Origin of the sequence: Parvibaculum sp. (genome assembly GCF_002684405.1) — a bacterium.
GTDB lineage: Bacteria > Pseudomonadota > Alphaproteobacteria > Parvibaculales > Parvibaculaceae > Parvibaculum.
Window position 1 is genome coordinate 1 of sequence record NZ_NYVD01000114.1, and the last position, 24,296, is coordinate 24,296.

25 protein-coding genes, 2 tRNA genes and 2 pseudogenes are annotated in these 24,296 nt (G+C 61.7%); 22 read left to right on the forward strand and 7 right to left on the reverse strand.

What is annotated here, in order from left to right:
* The first annotated feature begins 147 nt into the window (after positions 1-147).
* Positions 148-1,107 (forward strand): ribonucleotide-diphosphate reductase subunit beta, encoded by a 960-nt coding sequence (locus tag CMI59_RS10420; protein ID WP_293328171.1) that lies wholly within the window; start codon positions 148-150, stop codon positions 1,105-1,107.
* 277 nt (positions 1,108-1,384) lie between these two features.
* Here CMI59_RS10420 and CMI59_RS10425 read toward each other — a convergent pair whose 3' ends face one another.
* On the reverse strand, positions 1,385-1,693 hold the full coding sequence (locus tag CMI59_RS10425; RefSeq protein ID WP_293328173.1) for a dATP/dGTP pyrophosphohydrolase domain-containing protein: 309 nt from the start codon (positions 1,691-1,693) through the stop codon (positions 1,385-1,387).
* Positions 1,694-2,243: 550 nt separating this feature from the next.
* Between CMI59_RS10425 and CMI59_RS10430 the strand changes: the two are divergent.
* From CMI59_RS10430 to CMI59_RS10450, 5 genes and pseudogenes are all read left to right on the forward strand, one after another.
* Positions 2,244-2,555 (forward strand): annotated as a pseudogene (locus tag CMI59_RS10430) (HU family DNA-binding protein); the annotation flags it as partial.
* Between the two features lie 124 nt (positions 2,556-2,679).
* Positions 2,680-3,648: a hypothetical protein gene (locus tag CMI59_RS10435; RefSeq protein ID WP_293328175.1), complete on the forward strand. Its 969-nt coding sequence runs from the start codon at positions 2,680-2,682 to the stop codon at positions 3,646-3,648.
* A gap of 234 nt (positions 3,649-3,882) precedes the next feature.
* Positions 3,883-4,788, forward strand: coding sequence for an ABC transporter substrate-binding protein (locus tag CMI59_RS10440; RefSeq protein WP_293328177.1), 906 nt, complete (start codon positions 3,883-3,885; stop codon positions 4,786-4,788).
* A complete protein-coding gene (locus CMI59_RS10445) occupies positions 4,785-5,786 on the forward strand; it encodes an iron ABC transporter permease (protein WP_293328179.1) in 1,002 nt (333 codons plus the stop codon). Before CMI59_RS10440 ends, CMI59_RS10445 begins: the two co-directional genes overlap by 4 nt.
* On the forward strand, positions 5,783-6,571 hold the full coding sequence (locus CMI59_RS10450; RefSeq protein ID WP_293328181.1) for an ABC transporter ATP-binding protein: 789 nt from the start codon (positions 5,783-5,785) through the stop codon (positions 6,569-6,571). Before CMI59_RS10445 ends, CMI59_RS10450 begins: the two co-directional genes overlap by 4 nt.
* A 4-nt stretch (positions 6,572-6,575) precedes the next feature.
* Here CMI59_RS10450 and CMI59_RS10455 read toward each other — a convergent pair whose 3' ends face one another.
* Together CMI59_RS10455 and CMI59_RS16900 are read right to left on the reverse strand one after the other, a co-directional pair.
* Complete coding sequence (locus CMI59_RS10455; protein WP_293328183.1) at positions 6,576-7,193, reverse strand: LysR substrate-binding domain-containing protein; 618 nt, start codon at positions 7,191-7,193, stop codon at positions 6,576-6,578.
* Positions 7,194-7,289: 96 nt separating this feature from the next.
* Positions 7,290-7,478: pseudogene (locus CMI59_RS16900) on the reverse strand (LysR family transcriptional regulator); the annotation flags it as partial.
* 112 nt (positions 7,479-7,590) lie between these two features.
* On the opposite strand from CMI59_RS16900, the gene CMI59_RS10460 reads away from it, so the two are divergent.
* Positions 7,591-8,394: a TauD/TfdA family dioxygenase gene (locus CMI59_RS10460; protein ID WP_293328185.1), complete on the forward strand. Its 804-nt coding sequence runs from the start codon at positions 7,591-7,593 to the stop codon at positions 8,392-8,394.
* Positions 8,395-8,453: 59 nt separating this feature from the next.
* A complete protein-coding gene (locus tag CMI59_RS10465; RefSeq protein ID WP_293328187.1) occupies positions 8,454-9,899 on the forward strand; it encodes a deoxyribodipyrimidine photo-lyase in 1,446 nt (481 codons plus the stop codon).
* 166 nt (positions 9,900-10,065) lie between these two features.
* On the opposite strand, the gene CMI59_RS10470 is transcribed toward CMI59_RS10465, so the two are convergent.
* From CMI59_RS10470 to CMI59_RS10485, 4 genes are all read right to left on the reverse strand, one after another.
* A complete protein-coding gene (locus tag CMI59_RS10470) occupies positions 10,066-10,836 on the reverse strand; it encodes an RNA methyltransferase (RefSeq protein ID WP_293328189.1) in 771 nt (256 codons plus the stop codon).
* 111 nt (positions 10,837-10,947) lie between these two features.
* The gene (locus tag CMI59_RS10475; RefSeq protein WP_293328191.1) at positions 10,948-11,496 is read right to left on the reverse strand and encodes an outer membrane beta-barrel protein; all 549 of its coding nucleotides are present in this window, start codon (positions 11,494-11,496) and stop codon (positions 10,948-10,950) included.
* A gap of 294 nt (positions 11,497-11,790) precedes the next feature.
* Positions 11,791-13,233 carry a TrkH family potassium uptake protein gene (locus tag CMI59_RS10480; RefSeq protein ID WP_293328193.1) on the reverse strand — a complete coding sequence of 481 codons (1,443 nt, stop codon included), beginning with the start codon at positions 13,231-13,233 and terminating at the stop codon, positions 11,791-11,793.
* Positions 13,234-13,486: 253 nt separating this feature from the next.
* Positions 13,487-13,561, reverse strand: a tRNA-Thr gene (locus tag CMI59_RS10485).
* A gap of 250 nt (positions 13,562-13,811) precedes the next feature.
* Here CMI59_RS10485 and CMI59_RS10490 point away from each other — a divergent pair.
* The 14 genes from CMI59_RS10490 to CMI59_RS10550 all read left to right on the forward strand — a co-directional run bounded on the left by CMI59_RS10490 (position 13,812) and on the right by CMI59_RS10550 (position 24,287).
* Positions 13,812-13,991 carry a hypothetical protein gene (locus CMI59_RS10490; protein ID WP_293328195.1) on the forward strand — a complete coding sequence of 60 codons (180 nt, stop codon included), beginning with the start codon at positions 13,812-13,814 and terminating at the stop codon, positions 13,989-13,991.
* Between the two features lie 213 nt (positions 13,992-14,204).
* Positions 14,205-15,479, forward strand: a complete 1,275-nt coding sequence (gene murA / locus CMI59_RS10495) for a UDP-N-acetylglucosamine 1-carboxyvinyltransferase (RefSeq protein WP_293328197.1) — start codon at positions 14,205-14,207, stop codon at positions 15,477-15,479.
* A 21-nt stretch (positions 15,480-15,500) separates the two neighbouring features.
* On the forward strand, positions 15,501-15,950 hold the full coding sequence (locus CMI59_RS10500) for a DUF2948 family protein (protein WP_293328199.1): 450 nt from the start codon (positions 15,501-15,503) through the stop codon (positions 15,948-15,950).
* Positions 15,951-15,979: 29 nt separating this feature from the next.
* Entirely contained in the window at positions 15,980-17,275 is a 1,296-nt protein-coding gene (hisD, locus tag CMI59_RS10505; RefSeq protein WP_293328201.1) for a histidinol dehydrogenase, read from the forward strand.
* 111 nt (positions 17,276-17,386) lie between these two features.
* A complete protein-coding gene (locus CMI59_RS10510) occupies positions 17,387-17,887 on the forward strand; it encodes a UPF0262 family protein (RefSeq protein ID WP_293328240.1) in 501 nt (166 codons plus the stop codon).
* Between the two features lie 2 nt (positions 17,888-17,889).
* Positions 17,890-18,351 (forward strand): low molecular weight phosphatase family protein, encoded by a 462-nt coding sequence (locus CMI59_RS10515; protein ID WP_293328203.1) that lies wholly within the window; start codon positions 17,890-17,892, stop codon positions 18,349-18,351.
* A gap of 149 nt (positions 18,352-18,500) precedes the next feature.
* Positions 18,501-19,226, forward strand: a complete 726-nt coding sequence (locus CMI59_RS10520; RefSeq protein ID WP_293328205.1) for an SIMPL domain-containing protein — start codon at positions 18,501-18,503, stop codon at positions 19,224-19,226.
* A 126-nt stretch (positions 19,227-19,352) separates the two neighbouring features.
* Complete coding sequence (gene infA / locus CMI59_RS10525) at positions 19,353-19,571, forward strand: translation initiation factor IF-1 (protein WP_293328207.1); 219 nt, start codon at positions 19,353-19,355, stop codon at positions 19,569-19,571.
* Positions 19,568-20,194: a nucleoside triphosphate pyrophosphatase gene (locus CMI59_RS10530; RefSeq protein ID WP_293328209.1), complete on the forward strand. Its 627-nt coding sequence runs from the start codon at positions 19,568-19,570 to the stop codon at positions 20,192-20,194. The genes infA and CMI59_RS10530 overlap by 4 nt, the downstream gene beginning before the upstream one ends.
* Before the next feature lie 94 nt (positions 20,195-20,288).
* Positions 20,289-21,824, forward strand: a complete 1,536-nt coding sequence (locus tag CMI59_RS10535; RefSeq protein ID WP_293328211.1) for an Rne/Rng family ribonuclease — start codon at positions 20,289-20,291, stop codon at positions 21,822-21,824.
* Positions 21,821-22,069, forward strand: coding sequence for a DNA gyrase inhibitor YacG (yacG, locus tag CMI59_RS10540; RefSeq protein WP_293328213.1), 249 nt, complete (start codon positions 21,821-21,823; stop codon positions 22,067-22,069). Before CMI59_RS10535 ends, yacG begins: the two co-directional genes overlap by 4 nt.
* Positions 22,070-22,222: 153 nt before the next feature.
* Positions 22,223-22,298 (forward strand) — tRNA-Phe (locus CMI59_RS10545).
* 150 nt (positions 22,299-22,448) lie between these two features.
* Positions 22,449-22,700 carry an Arm DNA-binding domain-containing protein gene (locus tag CMI59_RS16905; protein ID WP_363102487.1) on the forward strand — a complete coding sequence of 84 codons (252 nt, stop codon included), beginning with the start codon at positions 22,449-22,451 and terminating at the stop codon, positions 22,698-22,700.
* 378 nt (positions 22,701-23,078) lie between these two features.
* Positions 23,079-24,287 carry an FAD-dependent monooxygenase gene (locus CMI59_RS10550; protein ID WP_293328215.1) on the forward strand — a complete coding sequence of 403 codons (1,209 nt, stop codon included), beginning with the start codon at positions 23,079-23,081 and terminating at the stop codon, positions 24,285-24,287.
* The last annotated feature ends 9 nt before the right edge of the window (positions 24,288-24,296 follow it).

Here is a 24,296-nt window from a genome sequence, read left to right on the forward strand (position 1 = left end):
CCCCCATCCACGTCTTCTTTAATTGTCATTGCCGGGCTTGATCCGGCAATCCAGCGCAGTAAGTGCCGCAGGCGCAGACTGGATGCCCGGATCGGGGTCCGGGCATGACAGAATAAAATTCTCCGGTACAGAGAAACGAGCAAAGCCATGTCCCTTCTCGAAGAACGTCACGTCTACAAGCCCTTCCGCTATCCCTGGGCCTATGATGCCTGGCTCACCCAGCAGCGCATTCACTGGCTGCCGGAGGAAGTGCCGCTGGCCGACGACGTGAAGGACTGGTCGAAGAACCTCACCGAAGGCGAGCGCAACCTGCTCACCCAGATCTTCCGCTTCTTCGTGCAGGCGGATGTGGAAGTGAACAACTGCTACATGAAGCACTATTCGCGGGTCTTCAAACCCACGGAAGTGCAGATGATGCTGGCCGCCTTCTCCAATATCGAGACGGTCCACATCTCCGCCTACAGCCATCTGCTCGATACGATCGGCATGCCGGAAGCCGAATACGAGGCCTTCCTGAAATACGAGCAGATGAAGAACAAGTTCGACTACATGCAGGAATGGGGCGTGGAGACCAAGGAAGACATCGCCAAGACGCTGGCGGTCTTCGGCGGCTTCACCGAGGGCGTGCAGCTCTTCGCCTCCTTCGCGATCCTGATGAACTTCCCGCGCTTCAACAAGATGAAGGGCATGGGCCAGATCGTGACATGGTCGGCGCGCGACGAAACGCTGCACACGCTGTCCGCCATGAAGCTCTTCCGCGTCTTCGTGGAGGAGAACCCGGAAATCTGGACCGACCAGCTGCAGCGCGACATCTACAAGGCCTGCGAAACCATCATCGACCATGAGGACGCCTTCATCGACCTCGCCTTCGAGATGGGCGGCGTGGAAGGCCTCGATGCCGGGCAGGTGAAGCAGTATATCCGCTACATCGCGGACCGCCGCCTGACCCAGCTCCACCTCCAGCCCATCTACCGCACCGAAAAGAACCCGCTGCCCTGGATGGACGAGATGCTCAACGGCATCGAGCACGCCAACTTCTTCGAAAACCGCGCGACGGAGTACTCCAAGGCCTCCACGCAAGGCAGCTGGGAAGAAGCGTTCGACTGAGCGATCTTCACTGCCGAATGAAAAATGCCCGGGCCAGCGCCCGGGCATTTTGTTTTGTGGGAAGAAGAAAATCAAAACATAGTGTCATCCCGGCCACCTTCACACGCAAAGAGAGCCGGGACCCATTGGCCTATCCACTTGCCGCGGCGCCAATGGATCCCGGGAACAAGTCCCGGGAAGACATCGCTTGTTTGACCTGCTGAGGAAAACCCAACTCCAGTGTCGTCCCGGCACTCGTTGCCGGGACCCAATCCACCTCTCCGCTAATGCTGCCTTGCTACTTCACATGCTTGCCCGTGCCGTCGCCGGCGGGCACCCATTGGCGCGCCCGGTTGATCGCCATCTTCTCGTCGATGGCCGTGTGCAGGTCCACGCCGCTCTCTTGCGCGACGCGGTAAAGCAGGATGACGATATCCGCCAGCTCATGGGCGACCTCTTGCCGGTCGCCTGTCCTCAATGCGTCGGAGAGTTCCTCCATCTCGGGCAGGGCGCGCGCATGGAGCGTGGCCGCGCTCTTTGCAGGACCGAATGTTTCTTCCGCCCATGCGCAAATGCTCTGCTGCGTTTCGCTTGCCGCGTCACTCATTCTTTCCTCCCCTAAACCGTCTCGATAAGGGAAAGAGTAGCGCGTGGCAGCGCATTCGGCACGCATGACCTCGCCTCCTGTCGCATCCGGAAATATGCAGACTCTTGCATGTTGCAGGGCGAAAAATGCCCTCCACATGGTGATTTCTCGTCCCGAAGAGCGAAAAACCCCTGTCAGACAGGCATTTCTCGCAATCCCCTTATTGCGGAGTGAGATTCATGACTGATAATTGGGTGTTTATCGGGTGATTCGGCACGAGGGACCTGTCGCTATCATCAAAGAGGGATTTCCCTCATGCGGTCCCGGGGAAACTGCTTCGTTCATACCTGTCTTTCTCGGGCGACGCTCGATCCGGAAAGACAGCCCGTCATCGGAAAAAAGATGCGGCCGGGTGGTGTGAACGAACACAGCAATGAGGATCAAGACCATGGCAACGAGACCTGCTGCGAAGAAGCCCGCCGCCGCTGCGAAGAAGCCGGCCGCGAGGAAGCCTGCGGCTGCCGCCAAGAAGCCCGCCGCCGCTGCGAAGAAGCCGGCTGCCCGCTCCACGGCTGCCAGGACGACGGCTGCGAAGCCCGCGACGCCGCCCACCATTCCGATGTCGAAGCTCATCGCCGAACTGGCCGAGAAGCACGACATGCCGAAGAAGCAGATGAACGAAATCTTCCAGGATTTCGTCGACATGACGCAGAAAAACCTGAAGAAGGGCAACAAGATCCGTCTGACGGGCCTTGGCATCCTGCAGGTTCGCAAGCGTGCCGCCCGCATGGGCCGCAACCCGGCCACGGGCGAAGCGATCAAGATCAAGGCCTCCAAGAAGGTGGCGTTCCGCGTCGCCAAGGATCTGAAGGAAATGATCTGATCCTTCCCGCCTGACGGCGAGCAAGAGTTTCAGGCGCCCCGTCCGCGGAGATTTTCCGCAGGCGGGGCGTTTTCTTTGGGGGGTGTGCCACGATACCGCCTCATAGGCGGCTAAGCTCGGGCCCATGCGGTATCTGTGGTTCCTTTCCCTGCTCCTTCTCATGCTGCCTCACGCAGTGTCGGCGGCGCCCGCCTGCGCAAAGCGCGAGGCCGTGCGGCCCCGCCTCGACACGCTGCGCGACACGATGGCGACGGGCCGCTTCGTCTCCTATTCGCCGACGGGCCTGAAGAAATGGCGAGAGGGCACGGCGACGCCGGACGAGAAGAGCATCCATGACGATCTCGTCGCACTGCGTCCGTGGTTCGATGGCGTCATCACCTATGGCGCGCTGGACGGGCTCGACCGCGTGCCGGATGTCGCCGCGAAGCTCGGCTCCCGCGCGGTCATTCTCGGCGTCTGGGACATTACCGATAAGAAGGAGATCGACCGCGCGCTCGCCGCGGCGAAGCGTCATCCGCATCTCGTCGTCGGCCTCTCGCTCGGCAATGAGCTCGTCTTCGGCAAGCGCGCAAGCTGGGACGATCTTTCAAAAGCCATCGCCCGTATGCGCAAAGAAGCGCCGTCGCTGCCCCTCGGTGCGACCGAGCCTTTCGCCTGGTGGCTGAAGCCGGAAGCGAAACCGGTCCTCGGGAAACTCGACTTCCTGCTCGCAAACGCGCATCCCGCCTTCGAACCCTGGTTCAGCGATGCGCCGGCAAGAAACGGCGCGGATTTCGTCGTCGATGTCACCGGGCAGGTCGCGGAGATTTATTGCGGCCCCATCCTGGTGAAGGAGACGGGACTTCCCACCAGGCCCGCCTCGCGCAATTTCACGCCCGCCCGTCAGGCCGCTTTCTGGAAGGCGCTCGAGGCGGAAATGCCGCCGACGCGCGACCGTGCCTTTGCCGGTTTCGCCGCCTTCGATGCACCCTGGCGCGTCTATGATGAGACGCCGGGCACGGACGGTCTCAACCCTTCCGAGGGCGCATGGGGCCTCTTCACCGTGGACCGCAAACCGAAACCCGTCATGGATGGGCTGCCGCGCCTGCGCTAAGGCGCTTTCAATTTTGATGGAATCGTCATTGCGAGGAGCGGAATGCGACGAAGCAATCCATGCGGCCGCAATTCACGGCAAGCGCCTTGTGGATTGCTTCGGCTCTTGCGGGCCTCGCAATGACGGTACGGTTTTCGTGATACGGTGAACGACTCTGGCGCCGCTCCGCCCTTTCTTCATGGGGGAGGGCTGGCTACACTCGCGCGCTTTCAGGGAACGGGCGAAAGAGGCGGCGTGGCGGGACATAACGACAATTGGTGGAGGAGGCTGGCTGCATGCGCCCTCGCGGGCGTTTTGGTCGCCGCGCCCCATGTCCATGCTGGAGAGGCCCATGCTGGAGAGGCCCGCGCGGGAGAGGCCCCGCAGCGCATCGTCTCCATCAATCTGTGCTCGGATATCATCCTCGCCTCGCTGGCAAAGCCCGGCACCGTCAAATCCGTCTATCGCCTGTCGAAAGACCCGGCGGATTCGCCCGTGGCGGATGAGGTAAAGGACATTCCCGCCAATGACGGCCGCATCGAGGACGTTCTGCCCTACGCGCCCGATCTCGTGCTGGCGCATCAGTTCACCTCGCCCTTCGTGCTCGACATGCTGAAGCGGCTGAACATCCCCGTCGCGCGGGTGAAGAACGCGGCGACCTTCGACGACATACGCGACAATATTCGCACCGTAGCGCAGGCCATCGGGCGGGAGCAGCAGGGCAGGGCTCTCATCGCCCGTTTCGACCATGCGCTGGCCGCCGACCGCCGCCCCCTCACCGCGAAGTCCCCGAGCATCCTGCTCTATCAGGACCTCGGCGGCGCCTCGACGCCCAATTCCATTCTCGGCCGCATCATGGCGCTCACCGGCTTTCGCAATGTCATCACGCGCGAGAATGCGGTGGGGATCGTCTATCCCGATCTGACGGACGTCATAGAAATGCACCCCGATCTCGTTGCCATCGGCGTTTATCGCCCCGGCGCGCCGTCGCTGGCGAGCGCCGTCCTCCAGCACCCGGCGTTGAAAACCTACATGACGCGCTATGCGCATGAGCTCCGCCTGTCGACGAAGTTCTGGCAATGCAGCACCCATTTCATCACCGGCACGATAGACCGCTTCGCCGCCGCGCATGACCGCCTCGCGGCAGGGGAGACGCCATGACCGAGACCCGCAAATACTGGACGGTCAATGCCGTGCTGCTGGGGCTCGTTCTGCTCCTTTTCGTGGGCTCGGTCTTCATCGGGCGCGGCTTCGAGATGCTGCCCGGCAAGTTCGAGACCATCGCGAAGATCGACCGCGACCTTGCCTGGCTGGTGCTGGAGCAGGTGCGCCTCCCGCGTGCCCTGCTGGGCGTGCTGGTGGGCGCGACGCTGGGGCTCACCGGCGCCGTCCTGCAGGGCCTCCTGCGCAACCCGCTGGCCGAGCCCGGCATTATCGGTGCCTCTTCCGGCGCGGCGCTGGGCGCGGTGCTCGTCTTCTATTTCGGCCTTGCCGCGGGCGGCGCCATGGCGGTGCAGCTTGGCGGCGTGGCGGGTGCCCTCATCGCGCTCGTCACGCTCTATCTGCTGGTGGGGCGCAACGCGCCCATCGTGACGCTCATTCTCGGCGGCGTGGCGATCACCGCCTTTGCGGGCGCGCTCACCTCGCTCGCGCTCAATCTTTCCCCGAGCCCCTATGCGGCGCTGGAGATCGTTTTCTGGATGCTGGGCTCGCTCTCCGACCGCTCCATGACCCAGGTCTGGTTCGTCCTGCCCTTCATGATCGTCGGCTGGGCGCTCGTCGCCTCCACCGCCCGCGCGCTCGATGCGCTGACGCTGGGCGAGGACACGGCCTCGACGCTCGGCTTCAACCAGACCTCGGTAAAGGCGCGCGCCATTATCGGCACGGGGCTCGCCGTCGGCGCGGCGGTGTCGGTCACCGGCGTCATCGGTTTCGTCGGTCTCGTCGTGCCGCATCTGTTGCGCCCCTTCGTTGGCTACCGCCCCGGCGGCCTGCTGCTGCCGAGTGCGCTGGGCGGTGCGGCGCTGGTGCTCGCTGCTGACATCATCGTCCGCCTGCCCGTCGGCGGGCCGGAGCCGAAGCTCGGCGTCGTCACCTCGCTGCTCGGCGCGCCCTTCTTCCTCTTCCTCATCATGCGCATGAGGAGGGACACGGCATGACGGAACTTGTCCTCCGCCACCTCAATGCCGCGCTGGGCGGCACGCGCATCGTTCACGATGTCTCGCTGGATATCCCCGGTCCGGGTTTCGTCGGTCTCGTTGGTCCCAACGGGGCGGGCAAGACGACACTGATCCGCGCCATCGCCTCCCTTATCCCCTTCGAGGGGGACATTCTGCTGGACGGCGATCCGCTCGCTTGCTCTACCTCGCCCAATCATGCGCGCAACCTTGCCCGCAGGCTCGCCTATCTCGCCCAGAACGCAGAAAGTCACTGGCCGATCGAGGTCTCCCGCCTCGTCGCGCTGGGCCGCCTGCCGCATCTGGAACCGTTCCGGAAAATGCGCGAAGCCGATGAAAAGGCGGTCGCGCACGCCATGCAGCTTGCCGATGTCGAGCGCTATCGCGGCCGCGACGTGATGGCGCTGTCGGGCGGCGAGCGCGCCCGCGTCCTCCTCGCCCGCGCGCTGGCGGTCGAGGCGCCGCTCCTCCTCGTCGACGAACCGGTCGCTTCGCTCGACCCCTATCACCAGCTTCGCATCATGGAAGTGCTTGAAAATTATGCGAAAAATTCAGGCCGCATCGTCATCGCGGTGCTGCACGACCTGTCGCTCGCCTCGCGCTTCTGCGACCGGCTGGTCCTGCTGCATGAGGGAAGAGTGCGCGCATCCGGCGCGCCGCAAGACGTCCTGACCGACCGGAACCTCGAAGACGTCTATCGCGTGAAAGCGCTCACCGCCATGGAAGGGGAAACCCGCTTCGTCGTCCCGCTCTCCCGGACGGAATAGGCACCTAACCTCCTGTCACGGCTTCGCGAATGAGGGTCCTGAGCCAAATATGGTCCGGGTCGTCGTCAAGGATCGCGGGCCAGGCCTGGTGCACGAAGGCAGGCGGCACCTCAAACGGCATCTTGTCGACGCGAAGACCTAGCAGCGCTGCATAGCGTTCAGCGAGCAGGCGCGGCATGCAGCCCGCAATGTCGGAACTTGCCGCCAGAAATGCCATGGCGTGAAGCGTATCGACCTCCGCGACGACCCGCCGCGCCTTGCCCTTCCGCCTGAAGGCATGCTCTCCGATATGGCCGGGCGCATGACGGGCGGCAAGCCGGACATGCGTCAGGTTGAAGAAGGTCGTTTCGTCGAGTATCCGCCCGGCAATCGTCGCCGACGCCGTCACGCAGACGAACTCGTCATGCAGCAGCGCTTCGTTGCATACCGATTTGTCGTCAGGCGGAATGCTGAGCCATGCGAGGTCGAGATGTTCTTTTTTCACGTCCTGAATGAGCGTGTCGTCCGACGGCTGCTTCAGAACGATGCTGGCGGCCGCAGCCTGTAAACGCAGGCGCGGCATGATCCGGGGCAAGTAGAGCGTTTCCCCGAGGTCGCCGAGAAACAGGCTGAATCTGCGCATGATTTCCCCCGGATGGAACGGGTGGCGCTCCTGAAAAGCGTGTCTGGCGAGCATGAGAGCCCGCCGCACCGGGGCGTCCATTGCACGGGCGCGCGCCGTTGGCGCTATTTCATTACCCTGACGAACGAAAAGCGGGTCATTGACCAGAGCCCGCAATCTCGACAAGGCATTCGAGAGGGCAGGCTGCGTCATGTTCAGCCTGGCGGCGGCCCGCGTAATACTTCTCTCGACCATAATTGCCTCGAAGATCGTAAGCAGGTTCAGGTCAATGTTGCGTAAATTCATAAGACCAATAACTAGTCATAATGAACATCAATTTGAATTAAATGCATAAACCAGAGACAAACATTGTCTCGAACAAGGGGTGGGGAATGAAGGTGATCTGGCGGCGAGGCCTATGCGGCGATTGACCCCGCAGGCACTGGAGGGGGAGATCGATCGTCTCATCGAAGTGATGCCGGGAGACTTTCCGGAACTTCAGCGGGATAAGATGGTCTCGTGTATCCGCCGCACCTTGGGAACGCGTGGTTTCGTCTCCCTTTATCTGCCCGACCTGTCCGCCGGCATCCTTGCCGATATTGCTTCCATCGTCGGTGACCCGTTGGGCAACCCGCCGTTGACGACCTTCCGGGACAGGACGACACGCGATGCGTTGCAGCTGCTTGCCGATCCGATATGGCAGCGGTCGCCGCCTGAGCTCGCGCTCCTCGCGGCGGGAAAGGGGGCTGCCGGGCGTGGGGGACTGATATCCGCGTCCCGCATTGCGGTTTATGAGGCTCTCTCGCCCGCGATGCGTCGTTATCTTGCGGGACTGGAAGCATGTCACGACGCAGCTCTGCCATTGGCGCAGACTTGTGAGACGCCGGAGCAATTGCGCTGGCTGGCGACCCTTCGCGAAAGAAATCCACCGAGGCGGAGCGCGCTTGCAGCATTGCAGGCCGAAAGCGGTACGATGGCGCTGGGCGTGAGCCCCGCCTTTACCCGCGCCATTCATGGTGTGCCGGGAGAAGAGGGGCGCGCCGTTCTCGACTACCTCAAGGCGCTGTTCGAGGAACCCGATGTCCAGCGCCGCATTGAGTGGGAGGACGGGCTCGTGGTGATCTGGAAACCGAGTGCCACGCTGCTTTACCCTTTCGGGGACGACGACATATCGTTTCCGGTGTCCTATGCCGCATTGAAGAGGAAAGGCGCGCCTGACTGATCCGGCACCGGCTGAAAAGCGTATCGAGAAAAACCGCGCCGCCGCACTGATAGCAGGACATGACAGAAAGCAAATCAACTCCGCCGATCATTGTCTGGTTTCGTCGCGATCTGCGCGTCGCCGACAACCCCGCGCTTGCCGCGGCCGCCGAGCGGGGAGTGCCCGTGCTGCCATTGTTCATTCTCGACGAGCGCGACCTGCCGGGCGAAGCTTCCGCCTGGTGGCTTCATGGAAGCCTCTCCGGTCTTTCGGAAGCGCTGGGCAAACGCGGTGCGAATTTGGTCCTGAGACGGGGAAAGCCTGAAGAGGAACTTCCCGCCCTGGTGAGGGAGACCGGCGCCAAATCGGTTTTCTGGAACCGCTGTTACGAGCCAACCGTCACAGAACGCGACAAGAGCCTCAAATCCTCTCTGGCCAAGGCCGGTATCGAAACAAGGAGTTTTGCCGCCTCGCTTCTGGCGGAGCCTTGGCAGGTGAAAACGAAGACCGGCGACCCTTACAAGGTCTTCACGCCTTTCTGGAAAGCGCTTTGCGCATCCGCTCCTTTCGGTGCGCCATTGGCGCCGATGCGCAAGCTGGAGGGAGGCTGCGATCCGGTGTCGGACGAGCTGGACGACTGGCATCTCCGTCCGTCTTCGCCGGATTGGGCGGGCGGCATAAGGGAGCGCTGGACCCCGGGTGAAAAAGGCGCGCATGAACGCCTGCGTCATTTCCTCGAAAACGCGGTAAGCGATTACCGGGGACAGCGCGACCTGCCGGGGGTGGAAGGAACCTCACGGCTTTCGCCGCATCTTCATTGGGGAGAAATCTCTCCCCGCCAGATATGGGCGGCAGTCGAGGCGCATCGCGGCGACAACCCATCCGCCGAAAAGTCGCTCGACACATTCCTCTCCGAGGTTGCCTGGCGCGATTTCGCCTATCACCTGATCTATCACTGGCCATCCATCGTGGATAAAAACTGGAAACCGGCCTTCGACGCGTTTCCATGGAGCGATGATGACGAGGCGTTCCGGAAATGGACGGTGGGAAAGACGGGCTATCCCATTGTCGATGCGGGGATGCGCGAACTCTGGCAGACCGGCTGGATGCACAACCGTGTCCGCATGATCGCGGCCTCTTTCCTGGTGAAGGATCTGCTCATCCACTGGAAGCGTGGCGCGGGCTGGTTCGAGGATACGCTGGTCGATGCCGACCTCGCGGTGAACCGGGCGAGCTGGCAATGGGTGGCGGGTTCGGGCGCGGATGCAGCGCCCTATTTTCGTATCTTCAACCCGGTACTGCAGGGCGAGAAGTTCGACCCGGCAGGTGATTACGTCCGGCGTTATGTGCCGGAGCTGGCCGGGCTCGACACGAAATATATTCACAAACCATGGGAGGCACCGCCCGCCATGCTGGAGGCGGCCGGTATCGTTTTAGGCGACAGTTATCCCCGTCCCATCGTCGACCATCGCGAAGCAAGACAGCGCGCGCTTGACGCCTATGAAGCGGTGAAACAGGCCAGTTGAAAAGGGCCGGTTGAAACAGGCTCGTTGCAGACAGCGGCGAAGCGAAGGGGTGAGAACCGGAAAACGCCTGTCGCCGCGTGCCTCCCCATGGGGTCCTGACTGGAGCGGCGCGCCACGGGCATTGCCCGGTCCTCTCAGCCTTCTACGCGATGCGCCACGCGCCGGTTCACATGCCGGCTTTACGACGGGACAGAAAAAACTGGGAAAGCGCAATGCTGGCTGCCGCCATGGCATTGAGGGATTCGACCTTGCCGCTGGTTGGAATGGAGAGGCGTTTCATTTTGAGACTGTCCGGTACGCCACGGCCTTCCTCGCCCAGGACCAGACGAAGATCCGCCGGCCAGTCAAACGTCGTCATATCGGTGCCGTGACCGTCCAGCGCGAAGATCGAACCCTGGGCGGTATTGAGCGCTTCCCAGCTCGACGCCGTCTCCAGCCGCAGCTCGAAGACGGCATTGGAGCCCGCCCTCAAGGCGCGCGGGTGAAACGGATGAGCGCATTCCGGCATTAGAATGAGGCGGCTGACATTGAAGGCGGCCGCGGAGCGAATGAGTGCGCCGAGATTGTTCGGATCGGAGAGCGCGCAGACCAGTTCCAGTCCTTGCGGTGCGGCGGAAAGATCGGTCCGCGGCATCTCCGGGACCAGCCCGACAAGCAGCGCATGGCCGGTTCCGGACAGATCCAGCCGCTCGAAAATGGCTTTCGGTACAAGGATGCGGGCCAGCTCGTCCGGAATGGCAGGGTCTTCCAGCGCGGCCTCATCGGTGGCGATGAGCGCTTCGAATTGCCCGGGCCAGCGGCTCAGCGCTTCGGGCACGGTTTTCCGACCTGCAAGAAGGAAACGCCCGCTCTTTCGGATCGCTCTCGGCTCGGCAAGTCCGAGCCAGAGCTTTACCCGCGGGTTCTGGGCGCTTTCCAGATATTCAATCTTCCTCATGCCCCATGCGAGTAGCACATCCAGACGTTTTCGTCCGCAAGCTCGTGAGCGCATACGAAGAAGGGCGTCCCTAAAAGGACGCCCTTTGTGAGGCTTAAAAATAGCCGCCCGTCAGAAGTTGAAGCCGACGCCGACCGTGTGCTGCCAGAGCCCGTGCTCGGAATCGTTGCTGAGATTGTCCACGTCATCGAAGGTGAACTGGTACTCGGTCTGGGCGAAGACGAAAGTGTTCTGGTCCGCGTAGTATTTGAGGCCGGCCTCGGGACCTGCGGCGAACGTATCGTTGAAATTATCGCCATAGATGCCGCCGACGCTCACACCCAGATAAGGGCGGAACTTCTTCAGATCGAAGACATAATCCGCAAAGCCGCGCGTGGAGCCGCCCCACTGGTCGCTACCGTTCTTGGGGTCTGTCCAGTTCACGCTCTGACGAATGCCGATGGCCACGTTGTCCGTCAGATATTTGGCAAGGCTGCCGCTGAGACCGAACGTATTGTTGTCGAAATCCTTGTTGCTGTAGCCCGAGCCGGACAGAGTGAACTCCGTGTCGCCGGCTTTCGGACCATAGCTTTCGGTGTCGACATTGGCCGTGTTCATCTGCGCGAATGCAGCCGTCGGCGCCAGAGCCAGCGCGAGAGCGGTGATCGCAGTTTTCATCATGTCCTTTTTCCTCTTCTTATCGCTCGGCCGGTCGCAATCGATCGGCCCCACACGAAGGATGAGTTTTCGCGAGCGCCTCATAGCGTGCGCCGCTGACATGCATTTGGGTAGCGGCCGAGTGTGACGGCGGGGAGGAGTGTGGAAGGCGGAAATATGGAGATGTTGCGATCCCGTCGACATATTTGTTGTGTAGCAGCAACAGGTTACGCCGTTACGGAAAAGGAAGCTCTATATCGGAAAATATTGGCTCGTATACGGCGGGTCGATAGAGGGCCGGAATATGGTCGCGCGGCTTCAGTTCCGCCAGAAATCCGGCAGGAACAGAATATAGACGGTTGTCAGCTCAAGCCGGCCGAGCAACATCGCGGCGCTTAGCAGCCATTTTGCAGAATCGGAAACCGAGGCGAAGGTAGTGCCGGGGCCGACGATAGGGCCGAGACCCGGCCCGGCATTTGCCATCGCGGTGGCGACGGCGCTGCCGGACGAGAGAAAGTCGAGCCCGGTAAACATGAGCAGGGTCGAAACGACACCCCATGTCAGGATGTACATGAAGAAGAAATTGCGCACCGAAGAGACCATATCGTCGTCCACGGGTTTGTCGCGGTAGCGCGGCACGATCATGCGATGGGGGGCGATGTTTCGCTTCAGATGTACGGCGAACGACCTGAAGAGGATCTGCCAGCGGAAAATCTTGATGGATCCGGAGGTCGACCCGGCGCAGCCGCCGATGAACATCAGCAAGAGGAACAATGCATGTGCGCCCGTGCCCCATTTACTGAAATCGGTGGAAGCAAAGCCCGTATCGGTGATGACGGAGGTGACGTTGAATGTCGCCTCCCTCAGCGCGTGTCCGAAATCCTCAGGGCTCGATGAGACCCGCCAGAAGGTCACGGCCAGAATGGCGGCTGCCAAAGTCAGCAGAAAAGCGGGAACCTGCTTTTCCTGTCGCCATGCGCGCTGCCCGTCCTTGACCAGCATGGCGTAGAAGACAAGCGGCAACGCGCCCGCCACCATGAAAATGACGAGCACAAGTTCTATCGGCACGGAATTGTAGAAGCCCACCGAGGCATCCCGGGTTGAAAAGCCTCCTGTCGCGAGGGTAGCCATCGCGTGATTGATCGCATCGAATGGCGTCATGCCGACAACGACGAGACAGATCGCGCAAGCAAATGTCAGCACCGCATAGATGACGATTGTCAGTGATGCGATCTGATAGACGCGCGGGGCGACTTTCTCCGAGATGTCGGAAGATTCGGAACGGAAGAGCTGCATTCCGCCGACACGCAACAGCGGCAGCATGAAGATCGCTGCGACGATGATGCCGACACCGCCTATCCATTGCAGCAGCGAACGCCAGAATAGGAGCCCTGGCGCCATCGTATCGAGCCCGGTCAGCACCGTGGCGCCCGTCGTGGTCAGGCCAGACACGGTTTCGAAAACGGCATCGGCAGGCGATAGCTGGAGCGAGCTGAATATGAGCGGCAAAGATCCGAAGGCGCTCACCGCAAGCCAGCTTCCTGTCGTCAGGAGAAAACCTTCCCGCGCCCGGATGTGGACATGGGGCGCACGGAAAGCGAGGATCATCGAGCCGCCCGCATAGGCCGTAAGCCCGGCCGAAGCGATGAAGACACGCCAATCCACATCGCCGGCGGCATAGTCGACCATGGCCGGCAGCAGCATGGCGGCAGCCAGAATGCACAAAAGCAGGCCGATGACATAAAGCACGGTTCTGAGCATGGCTTTTTGTACTGCTTTTGGGGCGCTGCGGCGGCCCTGCCTCGGGATATGCCCCAGCCCGGGGGCGGCCAGCATGTCGGGTACCCTATTTTCGAGCGGGATTAATGGGGCGGCCCCGGCCGGGATCAAGTGAAAAATAGCTCATGTGCGGCATATGCTGGAACCGGGTCCGGCCGCATCATGGCCCTAGCCCCGACAATTGCCATGAACAGGCTGTCAGGCGGACAATATAAAGGCCGGAATGCGCGGGAAATGGTGCTGCTGGACAGGATTGAACTGTCGACCTCTCCCTTACCAAGGGAGTGCTCTACCACTGAGCTACAGCAGCCCGGAGCCGGGATAGTTGATCCGCGGAAAGTCTAGCCTTCTTTGGTAAACGGAAAGCTGACAGGCGACGCAACCCGCAGGTGTGCGAAGCGCGCGGAAACTGCCACATGCCCCGATTATCTGCAACCCTGTAAAACGGCCTCGGGTCTCGTCCTAGCCGGGAATGGCGTCCCCGGTTGACGGCGCCGCGCCTACGCCTCTAAATCGCGCCCGGAAGGGGCCGGTTTGGCCCGAAAAGAAAGCCCCAAGCGATGAACAAGACATCCAGAACGAATATGAGCGGCCGCGCGCCCAACGGGAAAGGTACCGACAGAGCGAGCCAGGCCAGGGACGCCAAGGCCAAACAGGCGCGTCTGGCCGAAGCCCTTCGGGAAAACCTGAAGAAGCGGAAGTCCCAAAGCCGGGGCCGCAAGGCTGCCGACGAGGAGTGAGCCGGCCACGAGATCTCCGATGGGCGATCAACGGCGCCGTTCCCCGATTGTCGCCATGATCTGCCTCCCGGGCGTCACCTCCGCGACATGATAAGGCCGCGCTGGTCCGGTACTTGCTGGGATAGGCCAGCGGGGAGCAGGGGACGTCCCTTTTCGTGACTCTCCCCGGCCACCTCATCTATAAGACACTCAGCGATCGGATCGGAACGGCAGATGGACAGCATTCACATTAGGGGCGGCAATCGCCTGACCGGCGATATCCCTATTTCAGGCGCGAAGAACGCGGCCCTGCCGCTGATGACGGCGGCCCTGCTGACCGACGAGACGGTCAAATTCCACAATATGCCTCAGCTCACCGACGTGCAGACGCTGGGCAAGCTCCTGAACGTGCTGGGTGCCGAGCTGGAACCCGAAATCGCCGGTCACAGCTATACGCTGTCCATCACCACGCCCGACATTGAGTCGACCACCGCTCCCTATGAGATCGTTTCGCGAATCCGGGCGAGCTTCTGGGTGCTGGGGCCACTGCTGGCGCGCTGCGGCAAGGCGCGTGTTTCGCTGCCCGGCGGTTGTGCCATCGGCGCGCGGCCGGTGGACCTCTATATCAAGGGCCTCCAGAAGATGGGGGCGCAGATCGACCTGGTGGACGGCTATGTGGTCGCCGCCGCCCCGGACGGGCTCAAGGGCGCGCTCATCCGGTCTCCGGTCGTCTCGGTCGGTGCCACGCATACGCTGCTGATGGCCGCAACGCTTGCCGAGGGCGAAACCATTCTCGAAAACGCCGCCCGCGAGCCGGAAGTGACCGATGTCGCCAACTGTCTCGTTTCCATGGGCGCGAAGATCGAAGGGATCGGGACCTCCACCCTGCGCATACAGGGCGTCGACAGGCTCCACGGCACTACCCATCACGTGGTCGCCGATCGGATCGAGGCCGGCACCTACGCCATAGCTGCGGCTATGACCGGCGGCGATGTGACGCTGAAAAACGCAGATGCTTCCACTTTCGAGGCGGCTCTGGTCGCCATGCGCGCGGCGGGCGTCGAGGTGGAAAGCCGCCAGGGCGAGGTGCGTGTCGCCCGCAACGGGGCGCGGCTTCAGGCCACCGATGTGGTAACGCAGGTCTTCCCCGGTTTCCCGACCGACCTGCAGGCGCAGTTCATGGCGCTGATGACCATGGCGGAAGGCGAGTCGGAAATCACCGAGACGATTTTCGAGAACCGCTTCATGCATGTGCAGGAGTTGGCCCGCTTTGGCGCGGATATCTCGCTGCATGGCGACAAGGCGCTGGTGCATGGCGTGGAAAAGCTGAAAGGCGCCCCCGTGATGGCGAGCGACCTGCGCGCATCGGCGGCGCTGATTATTGCGGGCCTTGCCGCCGAAGGCGAAACAGTGATCAATCGCGTCTATCACCTCGATCGGGGTTTTGAGCGTATAGAAGAAAAACTTAGTGCCTGCGGGGCCGAAATCTGGCGCGAGAAAGCCTCCTGACGTGATCGAGATGGAGACAGCATGAGCGAAGAATTACGGCTCTCGGCGCGGGATGCCGAAGACCTCGAAGTCATTTCCGCGCAGATGCAGGATGCGGTGCTGAAAGTGGGCGATCTGGCCCACCTGCCCGGCACGCGGCGCTTTGCGCTGGTCGCGAACCGTTTTCGCTGGGAGAGCGAAGTAAAGCGGCGTGGCTGGTTCGCCAAGGCTCGGCACGAGCGTGTCCGAACCGGTCTTCATTTCGAGAATGTGATGAAAGTCCGGACGCGCAATATTGCGCAGGACAAGCCCGACGGCGTGCTGAACCTGCTCGCCATCCGCTTTGAGGAAACCGACACGCCTGCCGGTGTCGTCACGCTGGTGTTTTCCGGCGGCGGGGAAATTCGGCTGGACGTGGAGGCGCTTGAAGCCCATTTATCCGATCTGGGGCTGATGCGCGAAACGCCGCTCGCGCCCAGACACGAAAATTGACGGCATGAAACGAACTGACGGATTGAGTGATGGCCCAGCGCCTCGATAGTGCCGATGCGGGTTTCGACGCGCGATTTGCCGAACTTCTGACGGCAAAGCGCGAAGCCTCTGTCGATGTGAACGAAACCGTGACGGCGATCATTGCCGATGTCCGCAAGCGCGGCGACGAAGCCGTGGTCGACTACACACGTAAATTCGACCGCTTGCCGGAAATCACGCCCGAGACGCTCGCCATTCCCGCCGCCGATATCGATGCCGCGACCGCGGCCTGTGCGCCTGAAACCGTCGAAGCGCTGAAGATCGCGGCGGAACGCATCGCGGCCTATCACCAGCGGCAATTGCCCGAGAATGCCCGCTTCACCGATCCGCAAGGCGTGGAACTCGGCCACCGCTGGACGCCTGTGGGCGCGGTGGGCCTTTATGTGCCGGGGGGCACGGCGAATTATCCAAGTTCGGTTCTGATGAATGCAATCCCCGCGAAAGTCGCGGGTGTGAAGCGCATCGTCATGGTGGTGCCGACGCCGGACGGGGTGGTGAACCCGCTCGTGCTGGCGGCGGCAAAGCTCGCCGGCGTTTCGGAAGTTTATCGCATCGGCGGTGCGCAGGCGGTGGCTGCGCTGGCCTATGGCACCGACGCCATCGCGCCGGTGGACAAGATCGTCGGTCCCGGCAATGCCTATGTGGCGGCGGCCAAGCGGCAGGTCTTCGGTACGGTCGGCATCGACATGATCGCGGGGCCGTCCGAAATTCTCGTTGTCGCGGATGGCGAGAATGATCCGGACTGGATCGCGGCGGACCTTCTGAGCCAGGCGGAACACGATGCAAGCTCGCAAAGCATTCTGATTACGGATGATGCCGCTTTCGCCGACAGGGTGGAAGAGGCGGTTACCCGCCAGCTGGAGGCCCTTCCGCGCAAGGAAACGGCCGCGCAGAGCTGGGAAGAGTTCGGCGCCGTCATCACGGTCGCCGCGCTGGAAGATGCGGTGCCGCTGGTAGACAGGCTCGCACCGGAGCATCTGGAAATAGCGACGGCCGACCCCGATGCACTGTCCGACCGGATTTCCAATGCGGGCGCCATTTTCCTCGGGCGCTATACGCCGGAAGCGGTGGGCGATTACGTGGCAGGGACGAATCACGTCCTGCCCACGGCCCGCAGCGCGCGCTTTTCTTCCGGCCTCAACGTGCTCGACTATATGAAGCGGACCTCGCTGGTGCGCTGCGATGCGGCCTCGCTCGCGGCAATCGGGCCGGCGGCGGTGGCGCTGGCCGATGCGGAAGGGCTTCAGGCGCATGGACGCTCCGTTTCCATCCGGCTCAACCGCTGAGCCTCGACCCAGGCGCATGCCCGCGCCATTGAGATGCGCTTCGGGCCTCGCATCGCAAGTGCGATTGGGCTTAGAGTACCCCATATGAGCGATCGGAGCGCAGAAGGCGGAATGGAAGAGGCGGCATCGTCCCCCGAGCGGGATGCGCACTATCGCATTGTCGATCTCGCCCTCGACGAGACTTCCGTCGTGCGCCGCAGCCCCGACGTCGAGCATGAGCGCAAGGTGGCGATTTTCGACCTGCTGGAAGAAAATCTCTTCATGCCCGTCGGCAGCGAAGGCGGCCCGTATCGCCTGCGTCTGTCGGTGGAGGAAAACCGACTTATCTTCGATATCCGCCTGGAAGACGACGAAGAGCATGGCAAGGTCATGCTCTCGCTGACCCCGTTCCGCCGGATCATCAAGGACTATTTCCTGATCTGCGAGAGCTATTACGACGCCATCAAAAGCGCAGCGCCTGCCCAGATCGAGGCGATCGATATGGGGCGCCGGGGCTTGCACAATGAAGGCTCGACGCTGCTGAAGGAGCGTCTCTCGGGTAAGATCGACATGGATTTCGACACCGCCCGCCGTCTCTTCACGCTTATCTGCGTACTTCACATCAAGGGGTAGGCATGGCGGGAGAAGGGAAATTGCCGGGCTCGGTGCTGTTTATCTGCAACCTCAATGCGATCCGCTCCCCCATGGCCGAGGGGCTGATGAAGGCGCTCTATCCGGGCCGCATCTTCACGCAGTCGGCGGGCGTGACGCCCGGCGACCCCGATCCCTTCGCCGCGGAGGTGATGGGCGAAGTCGGGATCGACATTGCATCCCATATGCCGCGCGGGGTCGATGAGCTGGACGACCTCACATCCTATGACGTGATTGTGGCGCTGACGCCGGAGGCGAAGGAAGCCGCCGAAGGAGCTACCCGGTCTGCGGCGACGGAAGTCGAATACTGGGACGTGATCGATCCGCTGGCTACCCCTACCGGCGGTAGCCGAGAGCGCCGTCTCGTCGCCTATCGTGAATTGCGCGACCAGCTCAAACGCCTGATCGAGAAGCGCTTCGGGCGGACTGAGCGGCGCGTCGGATAGCGGGCGGGATTGCTGGATCCCCCCCCCCTCCGGCGACCGGCCTACCCATTCTGGGCCATGCGGCGTCTGCCGGGGTCGCATTCTCGACACAAGCCTCCCTATAATAACCGCACACGGGGTAAGCCGTTCTGCCGGGAGGAAGTTCGCTCATGAATAATGTTTTCGCAATCGCCGCTGCCGCCATTCTGGGCGTTGGAATAGCCCTTGGTGGCTACTTCGGCGGGCAGGGCCTCGTTGAATCCCGGCTGGGCGACCGCTCGGTCACCGTGAAAGGGCTTTCCGAGCGTGATGTGAAAGCCGACCTTGCTCTCTGGCCCATTCGGTTCGTGGCGACCGGCAACAATGTCGAAGGTGTTCAGGCCCAGATCGCGGTGAGTACGAAGGCGGTGATCAAATTCCTGAAAAGCGAAGGGTTTTCTGACGATGAAATCTCTGTGGAAAGCCCCGAAGTGACCGACCGCATGGCGCAGGCCTATCGCTCCGGGCCGGTGGATATTCGTTTCATCATCAGCCAGCTCGTGATGGTGCGCTCTACCGATGTGGACAAGGTTGCCGAGGCGAACCGGTCGACCGGCAATCTGGTCGCGGCGGGGATTGTTCTTTCCAGCGACCGCGGTCCGAGCCGTCCCTCCTATCTTTTCACCGGCCTCAACAAGGTAAAGGGTGAGATGATCGAAGAGGCGATGGGCCGCGCCAAGGAAGCCGCACAGACCTTCGCCAGGGATTCCGGCACTAGCCTCAACGGCATCCGCCGCGCCTATCAGGGCCAGTTCCAGATCCTGCCGCGCGACAATGCCCCCGGCATTCAGCAAAGCGAGCAGATCGACAAGACCGTTCGCGTCGTTTCGACGATCGAATATCTGCTGGCGAACTGAGCCATTCCAGCGGATTTGTCGCTTTTTTGTGAGTACTTTGCTGCCCCTGCGAAAAGAGGGTGCATGCAGTACTTGATTTCGGGCGCCTTTCTGACCATTCTTCGGCCAAATTTCAAAGGGTTGTGAATGGCGAAGGAAGAAACACTCGAATTCGAGGGGGTCGTAGTCGAACTCCTCCCGAATGCCACTTTCCGGGTGAAGCTGGAAAATGATCACGAGATCATTGCCCACACGGCAGGCAAGATGCGCAAGAACCGCATCCGCGTGCTGGCGGGGGACAAGGTGCTCGTCGAAATGACGCCCTATGATCTGACCAAGGGCCGGATTACCTACCGATTCAAGTGAGCGTCGCCCCTCATAGTGCGAACGCTTCCGACGGTGCGCGCCGCAGGCTGGTTCTTGCCAGCGCCTCGCCGCGCCGCCTTGCTCTCCTGGCACAAATCGGCATCGCTCCCGATGCGGTAATTCCGTCGGACATCGACGAGACAACGCTGCGCGACGAGCCACCGCGCGTCCATGCCGGCAGGCTGGCGCGGGAAAAGGCGCAAGCCGTGGCTGCGGCCGAGCCGGACGCTTTCGTGCTGGCGGCCGATACGGTCGTCGCCTGCGGGCGGCGTATCCTGCCCAAAACGCTCGATCGGGCGGAAGCAGATCGATGCCTGCGGCTTCTGTCCGGCCGCACACACAGGGTCTATACCGGGCTGTGCCTTGCCGGCGACGGTAGGTTCAGTTGCCGCGTTGTGACGACGAAGGTCTGCATCAAGCGCCTTTCCGAGACGGAAATTGCCGCTTATCTCGATAGTGGCGAGTGGGACGGCAAGGCGGGTGGCTATGCTATTCAGGGGCTTGCCGCAGCGTTTGTGCGCGAAATTTCGGGATCCTACTCATCCGTAGTCGGTCTGCCGCTCTATGAGACCGCGCAATTGCTGACCGGCAGGGGCTATCGGGTCCTTTCGCCGCATCTATGAACGCAGCGCAAATTGCTGCTAGGATCATTTTTCCAGAATTGGTTTGCAAATTAGGGGTTCCGTATCCGTCTGTGATGGGGGTCGCGGTCGGAAGATGGCAAGGGGATTGATGTCGGAGGAAGTGCTGATCAATGTCGGCCCCGGCGAAACGCGCGTCGCGGTCGTCGAAAGCGGTCGTCCTGTCGAGTTCTTTCTGGAGCGCACCATGGCGGATGCGCTGAAGGAAAGGACGGGACGTGCAGGGCATTCCGTCATCGGAAATATCTTTCTGGGCCGTGTGCAGCGTGTGCTGCCGGGCATGCAGGCCGCCTTCGTGGAAATCGGTCTGGAGCGCGCGGGCTTTCTTGGCGCGCGCGAGGCGAGATGCCTTTGCGAATTGACGGGCCTTGATGAAGGCACATTGCCGCCTATTTCCGCTTGCGTCACGGAAGGGCAGGAAATTCTCGTCCAGGCAGTGAAGGACCCGATCAGCGAAAAGGGTGCGCGCCTTTCCGCTAATGTCACGCTGCCCGGACGCCTGCTCGTATTGGTACCCAACCAGTCCGGCGTTGCGCTGTCGCGCCGTATCGAGGACGAGCCTGAGCGCGAAAGGCTGACCGCGCTGGTGGAAGAAATGGTCGAGCGCTTCAATGCCTGTGGCGTTACGGGCGAGCCTGCGGGCTTCATCGTGCGCACCGCCGCCATCGGTGCGACAGCGGAAGAGATTGCCGCTGACGCACGACAGCTCGCCGAGGAATGGCGCCAGGTCCGCGACAGGCAGAAACGATCTTCGCCGCCTTCCGTCGTCTTTCACGATCTCGATCCGGTGGCAAAGACGCTGCGCGACTGCGTGAATGCCGACACCGAGCGTGTGCTGATCGACGATGCTGAAGCCTTTGCGGAAGCAAAGCACTACTGCAAGCGTGCCATGCCTGAAATGCTGGACCGGGTACAGCTTTTCAACGGGCCGGGGCCTCTTTTTGCCCTTTACGACGTGGACGGACAGATCGAAACCGCGCTGGAGCCGCGTGTGGAACTGCCCTCGGGCGGTTGGATCACCATAGAGACGACGGAAGCGCTGACCGCGATCGATGTGAACTCTGGCCGCTACACCGCGGCCACCGGCCTGGAAGAAACAAGCGCGCGCATCAATCTCGAAGCGGTAGAGGAAATCGTCCACCAGCTTCGCCTGCGCGGTACGGGCGGCATCGTGGTGATCGATTTCATTCACCTGAACGAACCCGACAACATTGCAAAGGTGATCGACGCGCTGGAAACGGGGTTTGCGCGCGACCGCGTGCCGACCCAGATCTCGGCCATGTCGGAATTCGGCCTGGTAGAGATGACAAGGAAGCGCGTGCGCGAGCCGCTGGACAAGCTGCTGACCGAACCCGCCTATGCCAATTGCAGGCCGCGCCGCAAGACCTGTGCGACGGTGGCAAACGATCTCTTGCGGCGCATCCAGCGCGAAGCGGCAGGGGCTCCGGGCCGCACGCTCGTTGCGCATGCGTCCACCGAAGTGGTGGACTGGCTGGAACGAGGCAACCCCTATCTGCTGGAACGGCTTAGCGAGAAAGTCGCCGCGGCGGTCAGTCTCGTGCCGGAGCCCGATTATGCCCGCGAAAAGCTGGATGTCGGGGTGCTGCAATGAGCGGGAAGGAGAGCGGAGAGCGGGATGGAAAGGTCATTCCCTTGCGCGCGCCAAGGCCTTGCCCGATTTGCGGCAAGAAATCTGCGCCCGATGTCCATCCCTTCTGCTCGAAGCATTGCGCGGATGTCGATCTCAATCGCTGGCTGAGCGAGGGCTATGCGATTCCCGCCGTGGAGCCGCCCGACGATTTCGACCCCGAAAGCCTTGATCTCGACGAAGAGGGCGAGCGCGGCGGAGGCAGGTAAGCCCTTAACCCTGTTCGCCAATTCGGCTTTCGATATTCTGACCGAAAGCTGTGCGGCACCTCTGGACAGTGCCGGATCAATCTCTTATAACCCGCGAACCTCACCAAGGCGGTTTGCCGGGGCCTCAAGAGCCCGCCCCGCTTTGGAGCTTCCGCCCAGGTAGCTCAGTTGGTAGAGCATGCGACTGAAAATCGCAGTGTCGGTGGTTCGATTCCGCCCCTGGGCACCACCTACCCATCCAAGGACGTTCGAGAAAGTCCGAGACGGGTCTAAATCTCAAACAAAATCAAACGCTTGAGTCCGGCAAGGTCCGACCTTGTCTTTGGGCTTCCGAATGTCGTGACGGCACATTTCTTCCTCTCTGTAAGGAGATACCGTCATGCCGTTGACCGATGTGGCTGTAAGGACCGCGAAACCAAGGTCCAAGGCATGCAAGCTTTCCGATGGAGCGGGCCTCTTCTTGCTGGTCGCCACCAAAGGGCAGCGGTACTGGCGATATGAATATCGGTTCGGAGGCCGGCGGAAGTCCTTTGCACTTGGTGTGTATCCAGATGTGCTGTTGGCGCAGGCCCGCGAGGCGCACCGAGTGGCGCGGAAGGCGGTGGTGAGGGGAGAAGATCCCGGTTCCTGAAATGCGGAAGCTTCCCACCAATAGGATTTCCATGTGCATCAGTGGCGATCATTCGAGCTATTCGATTCCATGTTCACTCTCTTTGACTGAAATGCACTTTATCTTTTGGAAGTCGGGGGACGAAGTCGTTACCCCGAGGGCGGCGGCACCGGTAATCGAAAAAACGATTTCGATCACTTTGAGTGGCGGGCATCCGGACGATACGTAAAGCGCTTGGATTGCCTGCCGGTGTCGGACGATCTGTCTGGAGATTCATACGTCCGGATATTGTTTGCATGTCCTGCAATAGGTCTAGTGCCGATGTGATTGGTGGAGAAGGGCGGGTGAGCTGCCTCGGCGCCAATCGCATGGGTATGGACTGGAAAGCAGGGCCAGCTTGTGGCGAAATCGGTAAATATCATCGTAGTCGGAGCAGGGCCGGTCGGCTTGACCGCAGCCTTGGCGCTTCGGGCGAGAGGGCTACCCGTACTTGTCGTGGAAGCCGATGCTGATGGGCGGCAAAGACCTGGCAGCAGAGCCTTGTTCCTCCATAAAGAGCCGCTGCAGATACTCGACCGGATGGCGCCGGGCCTTGCAAAGCAGATAGGTGAGGCGGGCGTTACATGGCGTGGCGCTGAATTCACCTATGCAAACAAGCTTGTTTATCAACGTTCATTCGAGCGTTCGAGCTATCTGAACTATGGGACGAGCCTTCCGCAGGTGGACACTGAGACAATCCTCTACAAGGCTGCTCTGGAAGCCGGCGTCGAATTCCGTTGGTCATTTTCCGTTAGCACGGTGCAGGTGGGATCCGAGGGTGTGACCCTGCTGAACGCTGAAGGCGAGAGGCTTGTTGCGCCTTATGTGGTCGCTGCCGACGGGGCGCGTTCGTCGGTACGCAAGGCTTTGGGGATACCCCTCCAGGGCAGCAGCTCGAACACTGCTTATGTCATCGCAGATGTGTCGTCGCCTACTCTCGACGCTTGGCCGCTCAAACTTTACTTCCATTATCGGCACAAGAGCCTCGCCGGGCGCAATCTCTTGATCCTTCCCTTCAAAGGAGGTTGGCGCTTTGACCTCCAGTGCAAGGCGGATGACGACGTTGAATTCCTCGGGTCGCCTGAAGGGTGCCGAGCATGGTTGTCAGATTTCAATCATGGCCTTGCCGATGCCGAAATCACTTGGGTTTCGACTTACCGCTTCCGGCAACTGGTAGCGCGAGACTTCACAGATGATAGCGGCCGCATTCTGCTTTGTGGCGAGGCAGCACATCTTTTTGCCCCCTTCGGTGGAAGAGGGCTGAATTCGGGGATCGTGGATGCAGATTCCGCCGCTGTCGCAATCGCAACGGCGATGAGCAGCACAGACCCGGCAGTCGCGAAGATGGCTACCCGACATTTTGCGGCTGATCGCCACGAAGCCGCCGAGTTCAACAAGAGTGTTGCCGCATCCGGCCTGGATAGGCTCTCGCCACCCAATGTCATGGCGCATGCGAAGCGATGGGCCGCGGCACAGCTCGCACCTTGGGTGAAGAGCGCCGGCCGCTGGCTGAGTCAGGGGCCGACAGGTGTTGCGCATGGGCGCCGCGAAGACTCCGGGATTTATTGAGACGGGAGC

What these genes read in the sequence shown, in the direction of transcription:
- CMI59_RS16905 (WP_363102487.1), top strand. Translation starts at nt 22,449, where the DNA reads ATGCCGTTGACCGATGTGGCTGTAAGGACCGCGAAACCAAGGTCCAAG.
- CMI59_RS10510 (WP_293328240.1), top strand. Translation starts at nt 17,387, where the DNA reads ATGGAAGAGGCGGCATCGTCCCCCGAGCGGGATGCGCACTATCGCATT.
- CMI59_RS10455 (WP_293328183.1), bottom strand. Translation starts at nt 7,193, where the DNA reads ATGCGCAGATTCAGCCTGTTTCTCGGCGACCTCGGGGAAACGCTCTAC.
- CMI59_RS10515 (WP_293328203.1), top strand. Translation starts at nt 17,890, where the DNA reads ATGGCGGGAGAAGGGAAATTGCCGGGCTCGGTGCTGTTTATCTGCAAC.
- hisD (WP_293328201.1), top strand. Translation starts at nt 15,980, where the DNA reads ATGGCCCAGCGCCTCGATAGTGCCGATGCGGGTTTCGACGCGCGATTT.
- murA (WP_293328197.1), top strand. Translation starts at nt 14,205, where the DNA reads ATGGACAGCATTCACATTAGGGGCGGCAATCGCCTGACCGGCGATATC.
- CMI59_RS10520 (WP_293328205.1), top strand. Translation starts at nt 18,501, where the DNA reads ATGAATAATGTTTTCGCAATCGCCGCTGCCGCCATTCTGGGCGTTGGA.
- CMI59_RS10445 (WP_293328179.1), top strand. Translation starts at nt 4,785, where the DNA reads ATGACCGAGACCCGCAAATACTGGACGGTCAATGCCGTGCTGCTGGGG.
- CMI59_RS10535 (WP_293328211.1), top strand. Translation starts at nt 20,289, where the DNA reads ATGGCAAGGGGATTGATGTCGGAGGAAGTGCTGATCAATGTCGGCCCC.
- CMI59_RS10420 (WP_293328171.1), top strand. Translation starts at nt 148, where the DNA reads ATGTCCCTTCTCGAAGAACGTCACGTCTACAAGCCCTTCCGCTATCCC.
- CMI59_RS10475 (WP_293328191.1), bottom strand. Translation starts at nt 11,496, where the DNA reads ATGATGAAAACTGCGATCACCGCTCTCGCGCTGGCTCTGGCGCCGACG.
- CMI59_RS10470 (WP_293328189.1), bottom strand. Translation starts at nt 10,836, where the DNA reads ATGAGGAAGATTGAATATCTGGAAAGCGCCCAGAACCCGCGGGTAAAG.
- CMI59_RS10425 (WP_293328173.1), bottom strand. Translation starts at nt 1,693, where the DNA reads ATGAGTGACGCGGCAAGCGAAACGCAGCAGAGCATTTGCGCATGGGCG.
- infA (WP_293328207.1), top strand. Translation starts at nt 19,353, where the DNA reads ATGGCGAAGGAAGAAACACTCGAATTCGAGGGGGTCGTAGTCGAACTC.
- yacG (WP_293328213.1), top strand. Translation starts at nt 21,821, where the DNA reads ATGAGCGGGAAGGAGAGCGGAGAGCGGGATGGAAAGGTCATTCCCTTG.
- CMI59_RS10480 (WP_293328193.1), bottom strand. Translation starts at nt 13,233, where the DNA reads ATGCTCAGAACCGTGCTTTATGTCATCGGCCTGCTTTTGTGCATTCTG.
- CMI59_RS10490 (WP_293328195.1), top strand. Translation starts at nt 13,812, where the DNA reads ATGAACAAGACATCCAGAACGAATATGAGCGGCCGCGCGCCCAACGGG.
- CMI59_RS10435 (WP_293328175.1), top strand. Translation starts at nt 2,680, where the DNA reads ATGCGGTATCTGTGGTTCCTTTCCCTGCTCCTTCTCATGCTGCCTCAC.
- CMI59_RS10465 (WP_293328187.1), top strand. Translation starts at nt 8,454, where the DNA reads ATGACAGAAAGCAAATCAACTCCGCCGATCATTGTCTGGTTTCGTCGC.
- CMI59_RS10500 (WP_293328199.1), top strand. Translation starts at nt 15,501, where the DNA reads ATGAGCGAAGAATTACGGCTCTCGGCGCGGGATGCCGAAGACCTCGAA.
- CMI59_RS10450 (WP_293328181.1), top strand. Translation starts at nt 5,783, where the DNA reads ATGACGGAACTTGTCCTCCGCCACCTCAATGCCGCGCTGGGCGGCACG.
- CMI59_RS10460 (WP_293328185.1), top strand. Translation starts at nt 7,591, where the DNA reads ATGCGGCGATTGACCCCGCAGGCACTGGAGGGGGAGATCGATCGTCTC.